This is a genomic window from Patescibacteria group bacterium (genome assembly GCA_023380635.1).
Lineage (GTDB): Bacteria > Patescibacteriota > Microgenomatia > JAMCZE01 > JAMCZE01 > JAMCRP01.
In genome coordinates, this window is sequence record JAMCRP010000001.1 from 478,668 (window position 1) to 494,876 (window position 16,209).

At 47.4% G+C, this 16,209-nt stretch carries 18 protein-coding genes; 15 read left to right on the forward strand and 3 right to left on the reverse strand.

Translation table 11 applies throughout. The annotated features are described in order from the left end of the window. The first annotated feature begins 35 nt into the window (after positions 1-35). The 3 genes from M1403_02760 to M1403_02770 are packed head-to-tail and all read left to right on the forward strand — an operon-like array spanning position 36 to position 3,973. Positions 36-1,358 (forward strand): hypothetical protein, encoded by a 1,323-nt coding sequence (locus M1403_02760; protein ID MCL4397923.1) that lies wholly within the window; start codon positions 36-38, stop codon positions 1,356-1,358. Further along, entirely contained in the window at positions 1,342-2,007 is a 666-nt protein-coding gene (locus M1403_02765) for a hypothetical protein (protein MCL4397924.1), read from the forward strand. The genes M1403_02760 and M1403_02765 overlap by 17 nt, the downstream gene beginning before the upstream one ends. A 4-nt stretch (positions 2,008-2,011) precedes the next feature. Next, positions 2,012-3,973, forward strand: a complete 1,962-nt coding sequence (locus tag M1403_02770; protein ID MCL4397925.1) for an ATP-binding protein — start codon at positions 2,012-2,014, stop codon at positions 3,971-3,973. Here the strand turns inward: M1403_02770 and dnaN are convergent. Beyond that, a complete protein-coding gene (gene dnaN / locus M1403_02775) occupies positions 3,948-5,078 on the reverse strand; it encodes a DNA polymerase III subunit beta (GenBank protein MCL4397926.1) in 1,131 nt (376 codons plus the stop codon). The genes M1403_02770 and dnaN overlap by 26 nt on opposite strands. Positions 5,079-5,357: 279 nt before the next feature. Next, on the reverse strand, positions 5,358-6,734 hold the full coding sequence (gene dnaA, locus M1403_02780) for a chromosomal replication initiator protein DnaA (GenBank protein MCL4397927.1): 1,377 nt from the start codon (positions 6,732-6,734) through the stop codon (positions 5,358-5,360). A 147-nt stretch (positions 6,735-6,881) separates the two neighbouring features. Here dnaA and M1403_02785 point away from each other — a divergent pair, with 147 nt between their 5' ends. From M1403_02785 to M1403_02840, 12 genes are read left to right on the forward strand one after another with little or no spacing between them, the layout of a single operon-like run. Next, entirely contained in the window at positions 6,882-7,409 is a 528-nt protein-coding gene (locus tag M1403_02785; protein MCL4397928.1) for a hypothetical protein, read from the forward strand. Positions 7,410-7,461: 52 nt separating this feature from the next. Continuing rightward, a complete protein-coding gene (rpmH, locus tag M1403_02790) occupies positions 7,462-7,599 on the forward strand; it encodes a 50S ribosomal protein L34 (protein MCL4397929.1) in 138 nt (45 codons plus the stop codon). Continuing rightward, the gene (gene rnpA / locus M1403_02795) at positions 7,599-7,946 is read left to right on the forward strand and encodes a ribonuclease P protein component (GenBank protein MCL4397930.1); all 348 of its coding nucleotides are present in this window, start codon (positions 7,599-7,601) and stop codon (positions 7,944-7,946) included. The genes rpmH and rnpA overlap by 1 nt, the downstream gene beginning before the upstream one ends. Continuing rightward, on the forward strand, positions 7,885-8,097 hold the full coding sequence (yidD, locus tag M1403_02800; GenBank protein MCL4397931.1) for a membrane protein insertion efficiency factor YidD: 213 nt from the start codon (positions 7,885-7,887) through the stop codon (positions 8,095-8,097). The genes rnpA and yidD overlap by 62 nt, the downstream gene beginning before the upstream one ends. Next, on the forward strand, positions 8,090-8,836 hold the full coding sequence (locus M1403_02805) for a YidC/Oxa1 family membrane protein insertase (protein MCL4397932.1): 747 nt from the start codon (positions 8,090-8,092) through the stop codon (positions 8,834-8,836). Before yidD ends, M1403_02805 begins: the two co-directional genes overlap by 8 nt. Next, the gene (locus M1403_02810; protein MCL4397933.1) at positions 8,823-9,338 is read left to right on the forward strand and encodes a KH domain-containing protein; all 516 of its coding nucleotides are present in this window, start codon (positions 8,823-8,825) and stop codon (positions 9,336-9,338) included. The genes M1403_02805 and M1403_02810 overlap by 14 nt, the downstream gene beginning before the upstream one ends. Continuing rightward, a complete protein-coding gene (locus M1403_02815) occupies positions 9,335-9,667 on the forward strand; it encodes a hypothetical protein (protein ID MCL4397934.1) in 333 nt (110 codons plus the stop codon). Before M1403_02810 ends, M1403_02815 begins: the two co-directional genes overlap by 4 nt. Positions 9,668-9,679: 12 nt before the next feature. Next, on the forward strand, positions 9,680-10,735 hold the full coding sequence (locus M1403_02820; protein MCL4397935.1) for a hypothetical protein: 1,056 nt from the start codon (positions 9,680-9,682) through the stop codon (positions 10,733-10,735). Continuing rightward, on the forward strand, positions 10,735-12,042 hold the full coding sequence (locus M1403_02825) for a flippase (GenBank protein ID MCL4397936.1): 1,308 nt from the start codon (positions 10,735-10,737) through the stop codon (positions 12,040-12,042). Before M1403_02820 ends, M1403_02825 begins: the two co-directional genes overlap by 1 nt. Further along, positions 12,035-12,442 carry a ribonuclease HI family protein gene (locus M1403_02830; protein MCL4397937.1) on the forward strand — a complete coding sequence of 136 codons (408 nt, stop codon included), beginning with the start codon at positions 12,035-12,037 and terminating at the stop codon, positions 12,440-12,442. Before M1403_02825 ends, M1403_02830 begins: the two co-directional genes overlap by 8 nt. A gap of 9 nt (positions 12,443-12,451) precedes the next feature. Further along, complete coding sequence (locus tag M1403_02835) at positions 12,452-14,938, forward strand: DUF4012 domain-containing protein (GenBank protein MCL4397938.1); 2,487 nt, start codon at positions 12,452-12,454, stop codon at positions 14,936-14,938. Further along, positions 14,935-15,630 (forward strand): 50S ribosomal protein L25, encoded by a 696-nt coding sequence (locus tag M1403_02840; protein ID MCL4397939.1) that lies wholly within the window; start codon positions 14,935-14,937, stop codon positions 15,628-15,630. The genes M1403_02835 and M1403_02840 overlap by 4 nt, the downstream gene beginning before the upstream one ends. Here M1403_02840 and M1403_02845 read toward each other — a convergent pair. Then, the gene (locus M1403_02845) at positions 15,593-16,195 is read right to left on the reverse strand and encodes a hypothetical protein (GenBank protein ID MCL4397940.1); all 603 of its coding nucleotides are present in this window, start codon (positions 16,193-16,195) and stop codon (positions 15,593-15,595) included. The two genes, M1403_02840 and M1403_02845, sit on opposite strands and share 38 nt — an antisense overlap. Positions 16,196-16,209 lie beyond the last annotated feature (14 nt).

Below are 16,209 nucleotides of genomic sequence, written 5' to 3' on the forward strand. Positions count from 1 at the left end.
TGTTTTTCATATTGGGCTTGCTATTCTGGTTGATAATGGAGCAACACGCTGTCCCCCAGGATATCACCGGCTTCAAGTTTAAGCTTGTCGGCGACATGACCCTCAAACAATTTGGCGAGTTGGCCGGTGGGACGGTTATTGCCTATCTCTTTTTTGCTTCCAACTGGAACCCGCTTTTAAAATGGCCCGGGGTCCTCTTTTTTGGTTTCCTGGGCTTTGCCCTGGCTTTTTTGCCGATCGAAGAACGCCCACTGGATATCTGGATCGTGAATTTTTTGAAGGCAATTTACCAGCCAACGCTTTACGTCTGGAAAAAGGGGGCCGTCACCCCGGCTTTCACTTCTGCTGTCAGTCCTAATCCCGGTCATGTTCCAACCAATCCCCAACCGGCAGTTATGCCTTGGCCGTTCACCGAACCGCAACCCGCAACCAAACCCGCGGCGCCCACCCCGCCGCCACCGGTAACCCCCGCTTCTCAGCCAGCCGCGCCCATGCCTCAAGTTTCTCCTGGTCCGGTAGCTGCTCCTCCGGCTCCAAAACCCGAAGCGGCGCCAAGCCCGAAACCGTCCGCCATCCAGCCACAGGCTCCTTTTCCGGCTGCCCAAAACGGGCCCACCATCTCCATTGAGGACCTGCAAAAGCTACGCGATCAGAAGATGGCAGAACTTCAGGGCATTACTAAAAGAATGGAAAAGGCCCAGACGGACCTCAAAGCCGATCTTTACAAAGCCCAAAACGGCCCGCGGGTAGTTACCGTCGACGACCTGGCTCGCCGCCGGGATGAGAAAAAACAGGCCGACGAAACCCAGCTCCAGTCGCTGTTGGAAGAAAACACCAAACTGATATCAGAAATCGAAAGCATTAAAACCCGGATTCAGGCTCTCGCCGGCTCGGACACCACCCAGCTCCAAACTCAGTTAAATAATCTTACCACTTCGCAGCGGGGTTTAAGCGGACAAATTTCTCTTATTCAAACCCAACTAGAAGGCAAAAAACCGGAAGAAAAGCCCGTTGCTACCCAACCAACCCCCGACAACCAGGTTAAGGTTGTCGAAAAACCCGTAGCCCGGGAAGCCAGCATTTCTCTAACTGATGTCCCCAATATTATTAACGGGACAGTAACCAACGAGACCGGCGTTCCTCTGGACAGCGCAATTTTGATCATTAAGGATAAAGCCGGCAATTCCATCCGGGCCCTTAAAACGAACCAGATTGGCCAATTTATCGCCAGCACCCCGCTCGAAAACGGGACTTACTATTTAGAGTTTGAGCGTCAAGGTTACGTTTTTGATGTCCTGGAAATTACTTTAAACGGGAAAGTTATCCAACCCTTAGAAATTCATGGCCGACACAGTTAAAACCGCCATCCGGGGCACGACCCAGATCTTTTTGGAAATCGCCGATATCCGCGACGATTTAGTTTTGCTGCCCGACGGGTCCGTGGCCCTAATCGTTGGCGTTTCTGCCGTTAACTTCGGGCTGTTGTCCGAAAAAGAGCAGGAGGCCATTATTTTTGCTTACGCCGGCTTCCTTAACTCGCTTAACTTTGCCGTCCAGATTGTCGTCCGCAGCCAGCAAAAAGACATTTCCGCTTATCTGGAAAAATTAACTGCCGAAGAAAAGAAGCAAACCAACCCTCTTTTAGCCAAACAAATTGCTTCTTACCGGGATTTTATTCTGCAAACAGTTAAAGACAATAATGTTCTGGATAAAAAGTTTTATATCGTCGTTCCGTTTTCTTCACTGGAACTAGGAGCTGGATCAGCTACCAAAGGCTTAGTAAAAAAACAAAAGAAACTACCACTGCCGCCCGAGACTATTTTAGAAAAGGCCAAAACTGCCCTTTTTCCCAAGCGTGACCATGTCCTGCGCCAGCTGGGTCGGCTGGGTCTTAAAGCCAAACAACTGACTACTTCGGAGCTTATCGAGCTGTTTTACGACATTTACAACCCCCATAAGCAGCACCAGGAAAATTCCGGTTCTAAATTTGAAACGCTTACCCAATAAACCTATGACTCTGCCCTTTTTTAAAAAGAAGCCAGTAGCTAATCAGCCCAGCCAGCCGGCACCCGACCGGAAGAGCGTCAGTACCACTCCTATCTCCCAATCACCGATTACTAACCAAGCCGTCAACCGCCTCCAGCCAACCTCCCCCTCCTCTTCGGTTTTGGATATCATCGCCCCGGAAAAAATCGAGGTGGATTTTAATTTTGTCAAAATCAGCGAAACCTATTTCCGGACTTTTTTTATCGCCAATTACCCCCGATTTGTGTCTGCCAGCTGGCTGTCGCCGATTATCGATTTTGACTCGTCCCAGGATCTGGCCATGTTTATTTACCCGGTAGAATCCCGGGATATTCTGTCTAACTTAAAACGCAAAATTGCCGAAATGGAGGCAACTATCGAGTCGGACATTAAACGGGGGCATGTGGTCGACCCGGCCGTTCAGGTGGCTTTAGATGACGCTTTAGCCTTACAAGAACAGCTGGCCAAAGGGGCCGAACGATTTTTCCAGTTTGGTCTTTATGTCACGATTAACGCCCAATCTTTGGACAATTTAGAGAAGGTCAGTAAGCAAGTGGAGTCGACTTTGGCCTCCTTGATGTTGGTTTCCAAAAAGGCCACCTTGCAAATGGAAGACGGTTTTCGCACTACCCAACCGCTTTGTGTCGATAAACTGCTCATCACCCGCAATATGGATACCACATCTCTGGCCACGACTTTTCCGTTTACTTCCTCAGAATTGACGGCCAACGAAGGAGTGATGTACGGCTTAAACGAGCACAACGGCAGTTTAATTATTTTTGACCGGTTTAGTTTGGAAAACGCCAACGAGGTAGTATTAGGAAAAAGCGGCGGCGGAAAATCTTACCTGGTAAAACTGGAGGCTCTGCGTAGTTTAATGTTTGGGGCCAGTGTAATTATTATTGATCCAGAGGAAGAATATGAACCCATAACCCGGGCCGTTGGGGGCGATTACCTCTCTTTTTCGTTTAGTAGTCAAACCCACATTAATCCTTTTGATTTAGCCGGCACCAACGATGACCCGCAGGAAAATGATTTGCAGTATAAAATCGGCTTTTCCTTAACCCGGCTCATTAAACTCATGGTAGGAACGACGACCGCCGAAGACGACGCCATTATTCATAACGCCTTAGAGCTGACCTACAAACAAAAAGGCATTACCTACGACCCGACGACCCACAAAAAAGAACCGCCGATTCTGGAAGATTTATATAAAGTTCTGGTCGGCATGGAAACGCCGGCGGCGGCCAATCTCGCCTTGCGCCTGGAAAAGTTTGTCAAAGGCAGTTTTGGGGCCATTTTTAACCAGCGCAGCAATCTCAAACTGGATAACCCGTTTACCGTCTTTTCCTTCAAAAATCTCGAGGACCAGCTTCGCAGTTTGGCAATTTTTATTATTGTGGACTTTATCTGGAATTCTATTAAACGCGACTTCAAAAAGCGGATCTTGATTGTGGATGAAGCCTGGTATCTTATGAAAGACCCTTCTTCGGCGGAATTTTTGTGGGGTTTTGCCAAGCGGGCCCGGAAATACTACCTGGGTTTAACTACCATCACTCAGGACATTGAAGATTTCTTAAGTTCCGACCTGGGCAAGACGATTATTACCAATAGCAGTATCCAAATTTTAATGAAACAGTCACCGGCGGCGATCGACAAGTTGGGCGAGGTTTTTTACCTGTCTGAAGGCGAAAAAAGCTTGCTTATGTCCGCCGGGGTTGGTCAAGGTCTCTTTTTTGCCGGTTCTTCCCATGTGGCTATGCGAACCATCGCTTCTCCCGATGAACATAAACTAATCACTACCAATCCGTTGGAAAAGAGTAGTTCCACTACGGCGCAACCCGCCGGCCCAACTCTAGCTCAGCCGGTTACTCCTCCGGTTCCCACCACTCCACCTATTACCCCCGTATCACCCGCCTCTCCTACCCCTGAACCCGGACCGGCATAATAATGTGGAGAAAATTGTCGTCTTTAGGTAAGCGAAAAACCCCAGCAGTCAAGGGACCATTAAAATCGATAATTAGTTCCGTGCTCCCCACTGCGACAAACAAATCCAAAAGGTAACGATAATTAAACGCCACCACAAACTCTTCGTCAGCGCCTTTTTTCACTGTAATATCAATCTCACTCTCGTTCTCGCCAACCTCCGGCGCGTTTGCGCTGATTTTCAGTTTTCCCTTGTCTATTTTAAGCTTAACAATATTGGCGCTGTCGCGGGCAAAAATTGAAGCTAACTTAATAGCTTTCGAAAACTCTTCGGTTGCGGCCGTAACCTGAATTGTCGAATTTGCAGGAATAATTTTCTCATAGTCAGGAAAATTACCGGCAATTAGGCGGGAATATATTTTTATTTCTCCCAAGTCAAAGGCCACCTGATTGATTTCCGGCAGGTAAATCATGAGAAAAGCTTTCTCATTCTCCCCTTTTTCTTCTCCTAAAAGCCGGTTAACTTCCGCCAGAGTTTTTGCCGGAATAATAAACTTCGTCTCTTTCTGGCCGCCTTCAGCCGGAATCTTATTAACCGACAGCCGGAAACCATCGGTTGCCGCCAGGGTTAAACCAACTTCGTCGCTGCTAAACAAAACTCCCGTCAAAACCGCCCGGCTTTCATCCTGGCCAGCCGCAAAAGCTACTTTACTGACACCTTCCTGGAACGCCTTTTTGTCTATTTTCCACTGGGCTTTAGTCTTTTCTTCCGGTACCAGCTTAGGAAACTCTGTCGCCGGGGTCCCGGCAATTTTCCCTTTAAATTTACCCCCGGAAAGGGTCAAGACGCCGTCCTTTTGGCTTATGGTAAGTTTCTCTGCCGGCAAGCCTGCTACCAGCTCTAAAAAGGTCCGTCCCGGCACGGTGTATTCTCCAGCTGCTTCAATTTTAGCCCCAATAGAGGTCATGATTGTGGTTTCCAGGTTTGAGGCAGTAATCTGCAATTGCCCGGTTTCCGTGCGCAGAAGAATATTAGAAAGAATCGCCACCTGCGGCCGGCTGGCTAAAACCCGGGCAACGGTGTTTAGTCCCCGGTTAAGATTTTCCTGAAGAACTTCCAGCTCCATCGTCCCCAATATACGATCTTAATAGTTTTTTTGCAACTTTCGTCTTTTTCTATTTCCAACTAGTAGTAACAGTAGTAGGCATTGTGAGTAAGTGACTAAAAACGGCGGGAACTGTGTATAGATTGTCTGTTACGGATTTTTTTCGTTGTGGATATCTCTTAGGGGTGATTGTGAATATCTTTGAGGACAAACCTTCGGGGTTTGGGGATAAGTTGATAAGTTTTGGGGTTCTCCACTTATCCACAACTAGTTAAAAAAATATTCAGGAGTTATCCACAACTAGTTAACCAGGAGTTGTTGGAGTTGTTCTACTTCACCTCGGATACGCTCGTTGGTTTCTAATAAAGCCGAAACTTTGTTAACGCCATGAATGATTGTGGTGTGGTCCCGGCCGCCGAGATAGTCGGCAATTTCTTCATAGGTCATTCCTCCCTTGTGGCGCAGGAGATACATGAGGATTTGCCGGGGTACGGCAATAGGCTTATCTCGCTTTTCGCCTTTAATAAGCTTTATTGGTAACTCGTAAAAAGCGCACACCCGGTCAACGATCAGCCGGGCGTCCAGCCTGGTTACCGCCTGAGCGGGAGTTTCTTTAATCTCCAGCACCTTTAGGACCAGTTCCGGAGTAAGTTCCAGTTTGTTTGCTTGAGCAGCCATAAGAATTTTTTGTAAGGCTCCCTCGAGAGACCGGATATTATCCACATTACTGGCAATAGAAAAGGCCACACTATTGGATAGTTCAATTCCTCGTTTACGAGCTTTCTGCATACAGATAGCCGTCTTTAATTCTGAATCCGGTGTGGATATGTCGGCCACCATCCCGCCTTCAAACCGGCTGCGTAAGCGGTCGGCCAGATCAGCAATATCGGCGGGCTTGCGGTCGGAAGTCATGACAATCTGGCCGCCGTTTTGGGAAATGGCGTTAAAGGTATGGAAAAATTCTTCCTGGGCGGTATCTTTACCGGAAAGAAACTGGATATCATCTATTAGTAAGGCGTCAGCCGACCGGTACCTTTCCTTAAATTCGGCCGTGTTTTTCGAGCGGATGCCGGCAATAATTTCGTTGGTAAACTGCTCGCCGGGGGCAAAAATAATTTTAGCCCGCGGGTTTTTACGAAGTATCTCGTGGCCTACTGCCTGCATAAGGTGAGTTTTGCCCACGCCTACCCCGCCCCAAATAAACAGCGGGTTATAGTTTTTGCCGGGGTTTTGAGCCGTGGCCGTCGCGGCGGCAAAAGCCAGCTGATTACTGGTCGAGACGCAAAATTCTTCAAAGGTAAAATCAGGACGAAGGTGGCAACGCTTGATAGCGTCGAGTAGTTCTTGTTTATCTTCCTTGGGTTGGGCAAATAACGGACCAGGTTCAGTTTTAGCTTCCGGTGTAGTTTGTGATTGGAGGCTAGTATCCACGTCAAAAACGAGACTTAATGGAGAAACGGTAGAGATTTTTTGTAAACTGTTTTGAATTAAGCTGTAATACCGAGAGCTTGTTGATTGGGCAACACCCTTATTCTTAAAACCTAATTTGGCAACACCATTTTCCAGAGAAAGAAGTGTACTATTTTTTAAATAAATGCCGAAATTATTTTTTCCAAGCTCGACCTCAAGTTCTCCAAGTGTAGCCTTCCATAAATCATGAAGTTGATCGTTGTTCATGTGGATAGCGGCAGTATGCCCTATCTTACAAGTTATCCACAAAAATTCAAGGTATCTTACTAGGTCATCTTTACTCTAATAAACAGAGAATTAAACTTATATCTTGACATAATTATCCCTATGGGATAGATTCTTTGTATTCTCTTTATGGTCAATAAAAATAATCCTGAAGTAAGACTCTACCGATCAGAAAAAGACGTTAGGCGAGGTGATCTCCGGCAACTCATTACCCACTTTAGGGATGTTCTGAAACTGGAGCTTCAGGGAGACGACCTTGATTGGCTAGTTGGTCTTTTTCAAAACAGCCGTGTAGTGGCTAATAGCCGATTTGAAATAATTTTACCGAATGACACGGTGGTTATGGAAACTCTCCGTCGGGACAGAAAAATAACCCGCTGTTATTTAGTGCGGGGTATAGATGACCCCAAAAGGATCCATTTACAAGTAAACAGCAGAATTAAAAAAAGAGATATCTATCAAAGGAATGCGGAAGTTGATGGTATTTTCCCTTTCCGTATTACAGGTATCAGAGAATCTGGTTCCTCGGACGGCGACCTTCTTACATTTTGTGCTTTAGGAACCCATGGTGGGGTGACGATTACAGAAGACGGTAGGGTTGAGTTTCACCAGATGAACAACGAAGAACACAAGACTTTACATAGGCTTCATCTTTAAAACATCTTTCCCTCTTCCCAATCTCACTGATTTTTGACATAATCGGACTACTATGCCTAAACGTGTCTGGCAACCAAAAAAAGTAAAACGGGTCCGCAAGCACGGGTTTTTGGAAAGAATGAAAACCCATGACGGCCGCAAGGTGCTCAAAAGACGGATAGCTAGGGGCCGCAAAAAACTAACGATTTAATGCTTCCGCGCAAAAAGACCGTTAATTTAAAAAAAGAATTTCCCAAAATCCGGCAAACCGGCAAAAACTACGATTCCCCCTCCTTTGGTCTCTTAGTCTCCTATAATAATAGTAATAAGACGACCCAGGTGGCCTTTATTATTAGTAAAAAAGTCGATAAAAAATCTGTAGTTCGGCACGAGGTAAAAAGAAAGCTTTCAGACGCTATTGCTTTTTTTCTGCCTCACTTAGCCAATAATCTGGAGCTCGTTTTCCTTGCTAAGCAAAAAGCAGTACAATCCGACCGTGACCAACTTAAAACCGAAATCGAAACCGTTCTCCGTCGCGCTCGTCTTATTGCTGATTAATTTTTATCGGCGTTACCTTTGGGCCCTGTTTCCTTCAAAGTGTCGGTATACTCCCACTTGCTCTGAATATACCTACCAACAAGTTCAAAAACTTGGTACAATAAAAGGATTGTCTTTAGGCTTTAAACGAATATTATCCTGTCATGGGTAACTTTTTCTTACAAATCATCTTGTTTATATATAACACCATTGCCTTTCACAACCTCGGCGTGGCCATTATTGAAATCGCCGTTTTAACCCGGGTCATTTTCTACCCGTTTATTAAGCAGCAGACCCACTACAGCAAAAAAATGGCCGAGCTCCAGCCACACATTAACGCGCTTAAAGAAAAACATAAAGGAAACCAGCAGGCTTTCGCCCAGGCGCAAATGGAGTTGTTTAAGCAACACGGAGTCAACCCGGCGGCCGGGTGTTTGCCGTCAATCGTCCAGATTGTAGTTCTGTTTGGTCTCTTGGGAGCACTGAATAATATTTTAAAAATGGACCATATAAACTTGGATTTCTGGGTCTGGAATATGGCCAAGCCGGATGCGGTCAAAATTGATGGCCTTCCCTTTTTAGTGCCTGGGATCCTGGTTGTTCTGGCTGCCCTGACCCAATTTATCCAAACCAAAATGATGTTGCCGGTGGCCCCTAAAATCCGCAAAGAAGATAAACCGGCGGAAAAACAGGAGAAGAGCGATTTCATGAGCGAATTTGCCGAGGCCCAAAGTTCCATGATTTGGATGTTTCCCTTAATGTTTTTATTTTTAGGCACCCAGTGGCCCTCGGGTCTGGCCCTTTACTGGACAATTAGCTCCGTTTTAATGATCATCCAGCAGTACCAAATCGCGGGACTTGGCGGATTGGAACAATATATAGTACAATTAAGAAAGTATGCCAAGAGCTAAAAAGACCGCCGAACCCCAGTCCAAGGCTGGTCCGCCCCAGGCGGGAAAAACCGAAAACTTTACCGAGGTGGTAAGAAGTACCGCTGAAGAGTTGCTGTCGCAACTCCAGATTGAAGCGACGGTTAGTGTTTCTGAAGTCGAGGGAATCTACAATATAAATCTGGAAACGCCGGAATCAGGGCTTTTAATTGGCTATCACGGCGAAACCCTGTCCTCTTTCCAGCTGATTTTAGGCCTCATGATTTACAAACGTACCGGTTCCTGGGTTAAAGTGGTGGTGGAAGTTGGCGACTACCGAGCGAAACGGGCCGAACAACTGACGGCCATGGCCGAGTCTTATGCTAATCAGGTGGTTTCTACCGGCCAAGCCATTACTCTGCCACCGTTGCCGCCGGCCGAACGCCGGGTCATCCACATGGCGCTGCAAAACCGCGGTGATGTCGAAACCGAATCCGTTGGTGAAGGAAATCAAAGAAGAGTGGTTGTAAAACCAAAAGTATGAGGGGAAGAAATACTCCAGACTCAAGCGTGGGAAACACCATGCAAACCGCGTTGGAAAAGGCTGGCTTTAAAAGGTCTCCAGATCTTCCAGTCTTAAAAGAAGATAGACAAAAAGTAATTTGGGATCCAGTCCTCTTTCCGGCTCATGCCGCAGCCGCTCAAGGTAAGAGCGTAAATCCAGAATTTTTACAGGTGGAAGTTGAATTGAGGGACATCATGCAAGAATTCGATGAAAAATACGGACGCATTCCAGGAATGTCGAGACAGGATCGCCGAGCTGAAGCCTTGAACTGGCTGCAACTTCGCACCCACTTATTGAAGAATTCGTAGTACTATTTCTTTGTGGCCAAAGCGCAAAAAATTCTTTTTGCCCTTCTGATTATTTTTCTGCCTTCCCAGCTGGGTTTGCATTTTTGGCCAGCCTGGTCCTATATTAATGGTGTCTGCGTGGATTACTTCTCGCCGACGGTGTACTTCACTGACCTTTTAGTAATCGCTTTACTTCCACTGTCATTACGAGCGAAGCGAAGTAATCTCCATTTACACAAAAGAGATTGCTTCGTCGCTTTGTTCCTCGCAATGACAATTGGAGTAAACATTTATTTTTCTACTCTCCCCTGGTTGTCTTTCTATAAATGGTTAAAAATTGGCGAGATGGCGTTTTTGGCCTGGTTTGTGGCAAAAAATAAAACTTTCCTGCTTTCCCGCTTACCTATTTTCCTACTGGTTCCTGTTGTATACTCTTGTGTTCTAGCCCTTTGGCAATTTGCCAAACAAGGGTCGGTGGGCGGAATCTGGTACTGGCTCGGCGAGCGCAGTTTTAATAATAGTACTCCTGGGATTGCTTTAGCTTCGTTTAACGGGCAAATGTTCCTGCGGCCCTACGCCACCTTCCCCCACCCGAATGTCTTAATGGGCTTTTTGATGGTGGCCGGCCTGTTAATTCTTACACAATTCCCGCATATTTCCCGCAAGATAACCGCAGTGGTTTTGGGGCTACTATTAATAGTGTTAGTCTTGCTTCCGTCGCGGGGCAATCTGCTAACCGGCTGGGGCCTGCGAATGCAGCTAAACCAGATAGCGATACAACAATGGTTAAAATCTCCCCTGTTTGGTACCGGTTTGGGCACTTCCCCGCTTTACCCTCGCAATATTGCCAACTTTTCCCTCCTTCACCAGCCTATCCATAATCTCTATTTCTTGAGTCTCTCGGAAACAGGGTTAATAGGACTGGGTATATTTGTGATTTTGCTCCTCGCAGCTTTATGGAAGAAAGAAAATATAAGGCATAAGATTCCCCTGCTGGCGATCATGGGGCTGGGTCTTTTTGATCATTACTTTCTAACCCTGCAACAGGGACAACTGCTTTTTGCGATTGTTCTTGGTACAATCATCTGATGGCTTCCCTGTCACGCAAAATTGCCTGGAACACCTTGGTCCAAATGGCGGGTAAAGCGGCTACCACAACCCTGGGTGTTATTATCACCATCCTTTTAACCCGTTATCTTGGCCCGACCGGCTTTGGGACTTTTACTTTTGTCATGGTTTTTGTCACCCTTTTTGGCAGCGCCGCCGACTGGGGGTTAACTTTGATTACCGTGCGCGAAGCCAGCAAAAACGGCGACCAGGCTCATGAAATTATCGGGAATGTGTTAATTATCCGCCTGCTTCTGGCGGCCGCCGCGGCCCTGGCGGCAATTATTGCTATTAATCTGCTTCCCTATGACCCCCTGACCCGGTTTCTGGTGGCGATTTTTTCCCTGTCGCTTTTGGCCACATCTCTAAAGACTTCGTTTCAGATTACCTTTAATGTGAAGCTTCAGATGGAAAACACCGCTCTGTCCGATTTTTCTGCCAATGTCATCATTGTGGCCCTGGTGGGTTTAATTATTTATTTCCACCTGGGCTTAACCCAGATAATTTTGGCCTATTTGGCCGGGGATATTCTGGCGGCTCTGGTAGCCGGAGCTTTGGGTATCCGGCTGCTGCCGCTGCGGCTCAAGTTAGTGACCCCGACTACCAAATACCTGTTATTAGAATCTTTGCCGATGGGAGCAATTCTGGTCGTCTTTACGATTTACAACCGCATTGACACGGTAGTGCTTTCCTACTTTAAGGGAGAGGAAGCGGTGGGACTTTATGGAGCGGCCTACAAAATCTACGAGGTTTTAACTCTTGGGGCGGCTTATTTTGCCAACGCCGTGCTGCCGTTAATTTCCACCCTGGCACATCAGGATAAGGCGAAGCTGGCGGAGGTGTACCGGAAATGTTTTGTCGTTTTGATGCTCCTGGGAATAACTGTGGCGGCGGTTAACTATCTTCTGGCTCCCTTGGGCATTGCCATTATCGCCGGGCCGAGGTTTGCCGGGGCTGTTCCCGCCCTAAGAATTTTGTCGTTAGCTTTGGTCGTTGCTTATTTCAACCATTTAAACGGCTACACTTTGATTGCCTTGGGAAAACAGTGGTATTCGTTTGTCATTGCCATCGGAGCCCTAATTATTAATGTTGCCCTAAATATTGTCTTTATCCCCCGTTTTAGCTTTGAAGCCGCAGCGTTTATCACCTTTGTGACCGAGGGTTTAATTGTCCTGGCGACTTTATTATTTTTGCACCGAACCATTGGTTTGCGGCCGCAAATCCGGGATCTTGTTAGCGTCACTCGGGAAATCATTCAGAAAAGGGGGAAGATTTTTGAGTATGCTTAAAGTTTTTACTGATGGTGGAGCTCGTGGTAACCCCGGCCCGGCAGCCTGTGCTTTTGTGGTGTGGGAGGCTGCCGGAAATTTGCGGGAAAAACGCGGAAAATTCCTCGGCAATAAGACCAACAACGAGGCGGAATATGCTGGGGTGATTGAAGCCCTAAGTTTCTTAAGGAACTTAAGTGACTTAAGAGACTTAAAGATCGACCTTTTCCTGGATTCCCTGTTGGTGGTTAATCAGCTCAATGGGTTATGGAAGGTCAAAGAGGCTCGACTGCGGGAACTAATGCTTCAGGTTCGGAGCTTAGAAAACGGACTAACCGTCACCTACTCTCATGTTTCCCGTTCACAAAATAAAGAGGCGGATCTTCTGGTCAACGAAACACTCGACGGCCAAATGCGCTAGAATGAGTGTGTGAGCCCTGCTGCCAAAATTACTGTCGAAACGAACGAAAGCGCGCCCCTGGCAGTCGTTTATAACACTGGCGATTTAAGTCTGGCGGTGAGGCGGGCGCTCAAAAAACAGCACCTGCGCGTCCTGCACCTGGAAAACGAGGCCACTCCCCTGCCTGTTTTAGAACACCCGGCCTACATTTTTTTCTTCATTAGTGATCAGGTTCCGCTGGCGAACGCAAAATTGCAGTTTCAGGAAGCAGTCAGCAGCGCCGGCGCCAATGGGGCCAAAGTAGTTTTGATTTTAGATAATGTTCAAAACTTTTACGAGAAAGTGCTGGCGTCTCAGGCGGAAAAATTGGGCTGGCCGCTTTCACTAGCCGAAGTTCATGGGGAGATGGACGGGCCGGCCGGACCAACTACGGAAGCTGCCGCCGGAAAAATAGTGCGCCTGGCTTTTTCGTCCGGCGCCGGACATCGGCAGATGATCATGGGTAAAAATAAGGGGACGCCGGTTCAAAGCAACTTTCCCGAAAGGCACTTGTCGGCTCAGGATGTTTTCGACCGCTTAAACAAATTTAATCGCCGCCGCCCTCCGCCGCTAAAAAAATACGCCACGATTACTCTGGTATTAGCCCTGTTTTTTGGCATTTTGTCCCCCCTGTTTTTAATGGGAGCCGTCTCTTTAAAGGCGGTGTTTGAATTAAGCCAGGCCAAGGAAATGCTTATAACCGGCCGCTTTACGCCAGCCGAGAGTTTGGCGACACAGGCAAAACAGGATCTGGTTTATTCCCAAAATATCGCCCGCTTTTTCGGGCCGCTTCTGATCGGTTTCAGTGGCCCCATGAACCGGTACTATGATCTGCTTTCTGTTGGCGAAACCGGAGCGGATGTGGCCGCCCGGGCGGCCCGTTTGGGACCCCTGGCAGATCTGGCAGCAAAAAGCTTTCTTAACGGAGGGCAAAACTTAAGCGCCCTGTCCTCGCAAATTCAAGACGAGACAGGGCCCCTTAATCAGGATCTGGGGTTAATTGAAGCCCAGGTGGGCGGCCTGTCGCCGGCTTCCTTGGGACTGCTTTCTTTTATGGGGGTTCCAGCTGGAAAAATTAAAACTTACGCCGGGGAAATTCCCCGGGTCCGTCAGCTCTTGACCCAGGCCGATCTGGTGCTTTCCGCCTGGCCTCAGATTGTGCCGGCCGAGGGTAAAAAGACCTATCTGGTAGTTTTTCAAAACAGTGCCGAGTTGCGGCCTACCGGCGGGTTCATTGGTTCCTACGGACTGGTCCGGTTTAATAACGGGAAGCTTCTGGATTGGAAAATTTACGATATTTACACGGCCGACGGCAAGCTTGCCGGGACGATTACCCCGCCGGATGAGATCCTGCAGTTCATGGGCCAGCCGGACTGGTATATGCGTGACAGTAACTGGGCGGCAGATTTTCCTTTGACAGCTAAACGCTTGGAATGGTTTTTAGAAAAAGAAACCGGCGAAACAGCTGATGGCGTGATTGCCGTCAATCTGGGAGCAGTTCAAAAGCTTCTGGAGGCTACCGGACCGTTGAATTTGCCCGATTTTGACCAGACGGTTTCAGCCTCAGACTTTTTTCAGAAGGCGGAATATTCTTCGGAAATTAATTTTTTTGCCGGCTCCAGCCAAAAACAGGATTTTCTGGGGGGTGTGGCCCGGGCAATTTTGTCTAAGTTGACAACCGATGACGATAAGAATTATCCGGCTATAGCCAATGCTCTGGTAGCTAGCCTTAATGAAAAAAACATCCTTCTCTATTTTAACGGCACCGAAGCTCAAAAAGCCGTTTTTGGGGCCGGCTGGTCAGGAAGTATTGTTACTCCCGACTGTCAAAAGAAAGGCAGCAATTGCCTGATGCTCGTGGAAGCTAACTTGGGAGCCAATAAAGCCAATTATTTTGTCAAGCGCTCGCTGCGAGTGGATTCGACGGTCAGTAAAGGCGGCGATATTGAAAATACCGTGACGGTTCTTTACCGCAACGATTCCCCGTCTGACACTTGGCCGGGCGGTAAATACAAAAACTACCTGCGGTTTCTGGTACCGGCCGGTTCAAAGCTAATTAGTTTCGATCTGGGTGACGGCCGCAAGCCGGCGGTTTCCCCAACTTTAACCGCCGAGGAACTCTCAAAAGTCGCCCCTGATGAGTTTTTTGTCTTCCAGACGACAGAAAACAATTATGCTAGTTTTGGAACCCTGGTGGAAATTCCTATTGAATCCGACCAGACGGTAACTTTCCGTTATCGTCTGCCGGACAAACTCTCGTTTGCCAACACTAAAACCACTTATGAGTTTCATCTTCTCAAACAGCCGGGAACAAGCGGCGACCTTTTTGATTTTTCCTTAGACTACCCCTCTTTCCTGTCTCCGGTTCAAAAGAATCTGGCAAGCACGGTTCCTCTTGTCTTTAACCAGAAGCTTATATATAATTCAGATCTAACCCAGGATCGGGATTTTGAGGTTAATTTTGAAACAAAGCTATGAAAGCAATTCCTTTGGAAGTTCAGGTTCGGAGTTTAATCGGAAAAAAAGTCAAATCCCTTCGCCGAGACGGATTGGTGCCCGCGACGGTTTATGGGAAAGAAGTTAAATCCCAAAGTCTGGCCGTGCCGGTAAAGGAATTTGCGAAAGTTTTTGCTCAGGCGGGCGAGACCGGATTGGTGGAACTGAAATTTGACAAGACTACGCTTCCTACTCTGATTTCCGAGGTCCAAATTCATCCTTTAAACCGCCAACTGCTTCATGTCCAGTTTCATGCGGTTAAGCTGACAGAAAAAATTAAGGCCAACGTCCCTCTCGAATTGGTGGGCGAGTCGCCAGCAGTGACCAGCAACATTGGGTTGCTGCTTCAGACCCTAAACGAAATCGAAGTGGAAGCCTTGCCGACTGATTTGCCGGAAAAGATCGAAGTAGACACCAGGAAACTTTCCGAAGTGGATCAACAGATAACCGTAGCTGATTTGAAAATTCCCGGCGGAGTAGAAGTGCTCACCGGCAAAGAGGAAGTAGTAGTGAAAGTGGCTCCGGCTGTTTCAGAAGAAGCCAAGAAAGAGGCTGAAGAGGAAGCTGCCAAAGCGGCAGCGGAAGCTGCAACTGAAGGGGCTGGGGAAGCCGTCGCTCCCGCAGAAGGGGAATCCCCTAAAGCCGAAACTCCGGCTGGAGAGAAAGCTTCTTAAGAACCTCGTTATTGGGATCAATTTCCGCAGCTTTTTCCAAGAATTTGTACACGTCAAAATTGCGGTAAATCTGCCCGGAAAGAACCGCTAATTTTAAATAGGCATCCCGGTATCCCGGAAAAGTTTCCGCAAGCTTTTGCCAGAAGACAATATCCTTCTTAATTTGATCTGGCTGATTTTTAATCGCCTGAATTTTCAACACTTCAGAGCTATGAGGGTCATTAAAAGCTTTTAGGGTTTCTGTTTCGGCCGGACTAAAATCGTTAGAGTTAAGAAGAAGCTGTCCCAGAAGGCGGTGAGAGTTGGTGTCGTAGGAATTGACCAGGAGATTATCTTTCAGGGTTTCGAAGGGAGATTTAGGTAAAGTCAGGTTAATAAGCAGGATGACAACAAAGAAAAAAGCCAGCACAAAAACCAGCTCGCGGGCCAGGCGGCGCAGGTACAAGAGGGGAAGCTTTTTCCATGACATGAACAGCCTCAAGTAAGGGCGAAAATTTTGCAGTTTTTCGAAAACTTTTCCTAACTTCTTTCGGGGCAACCCCAAACCTTTCATGCGCCCAAGCATACAGTACTATTATA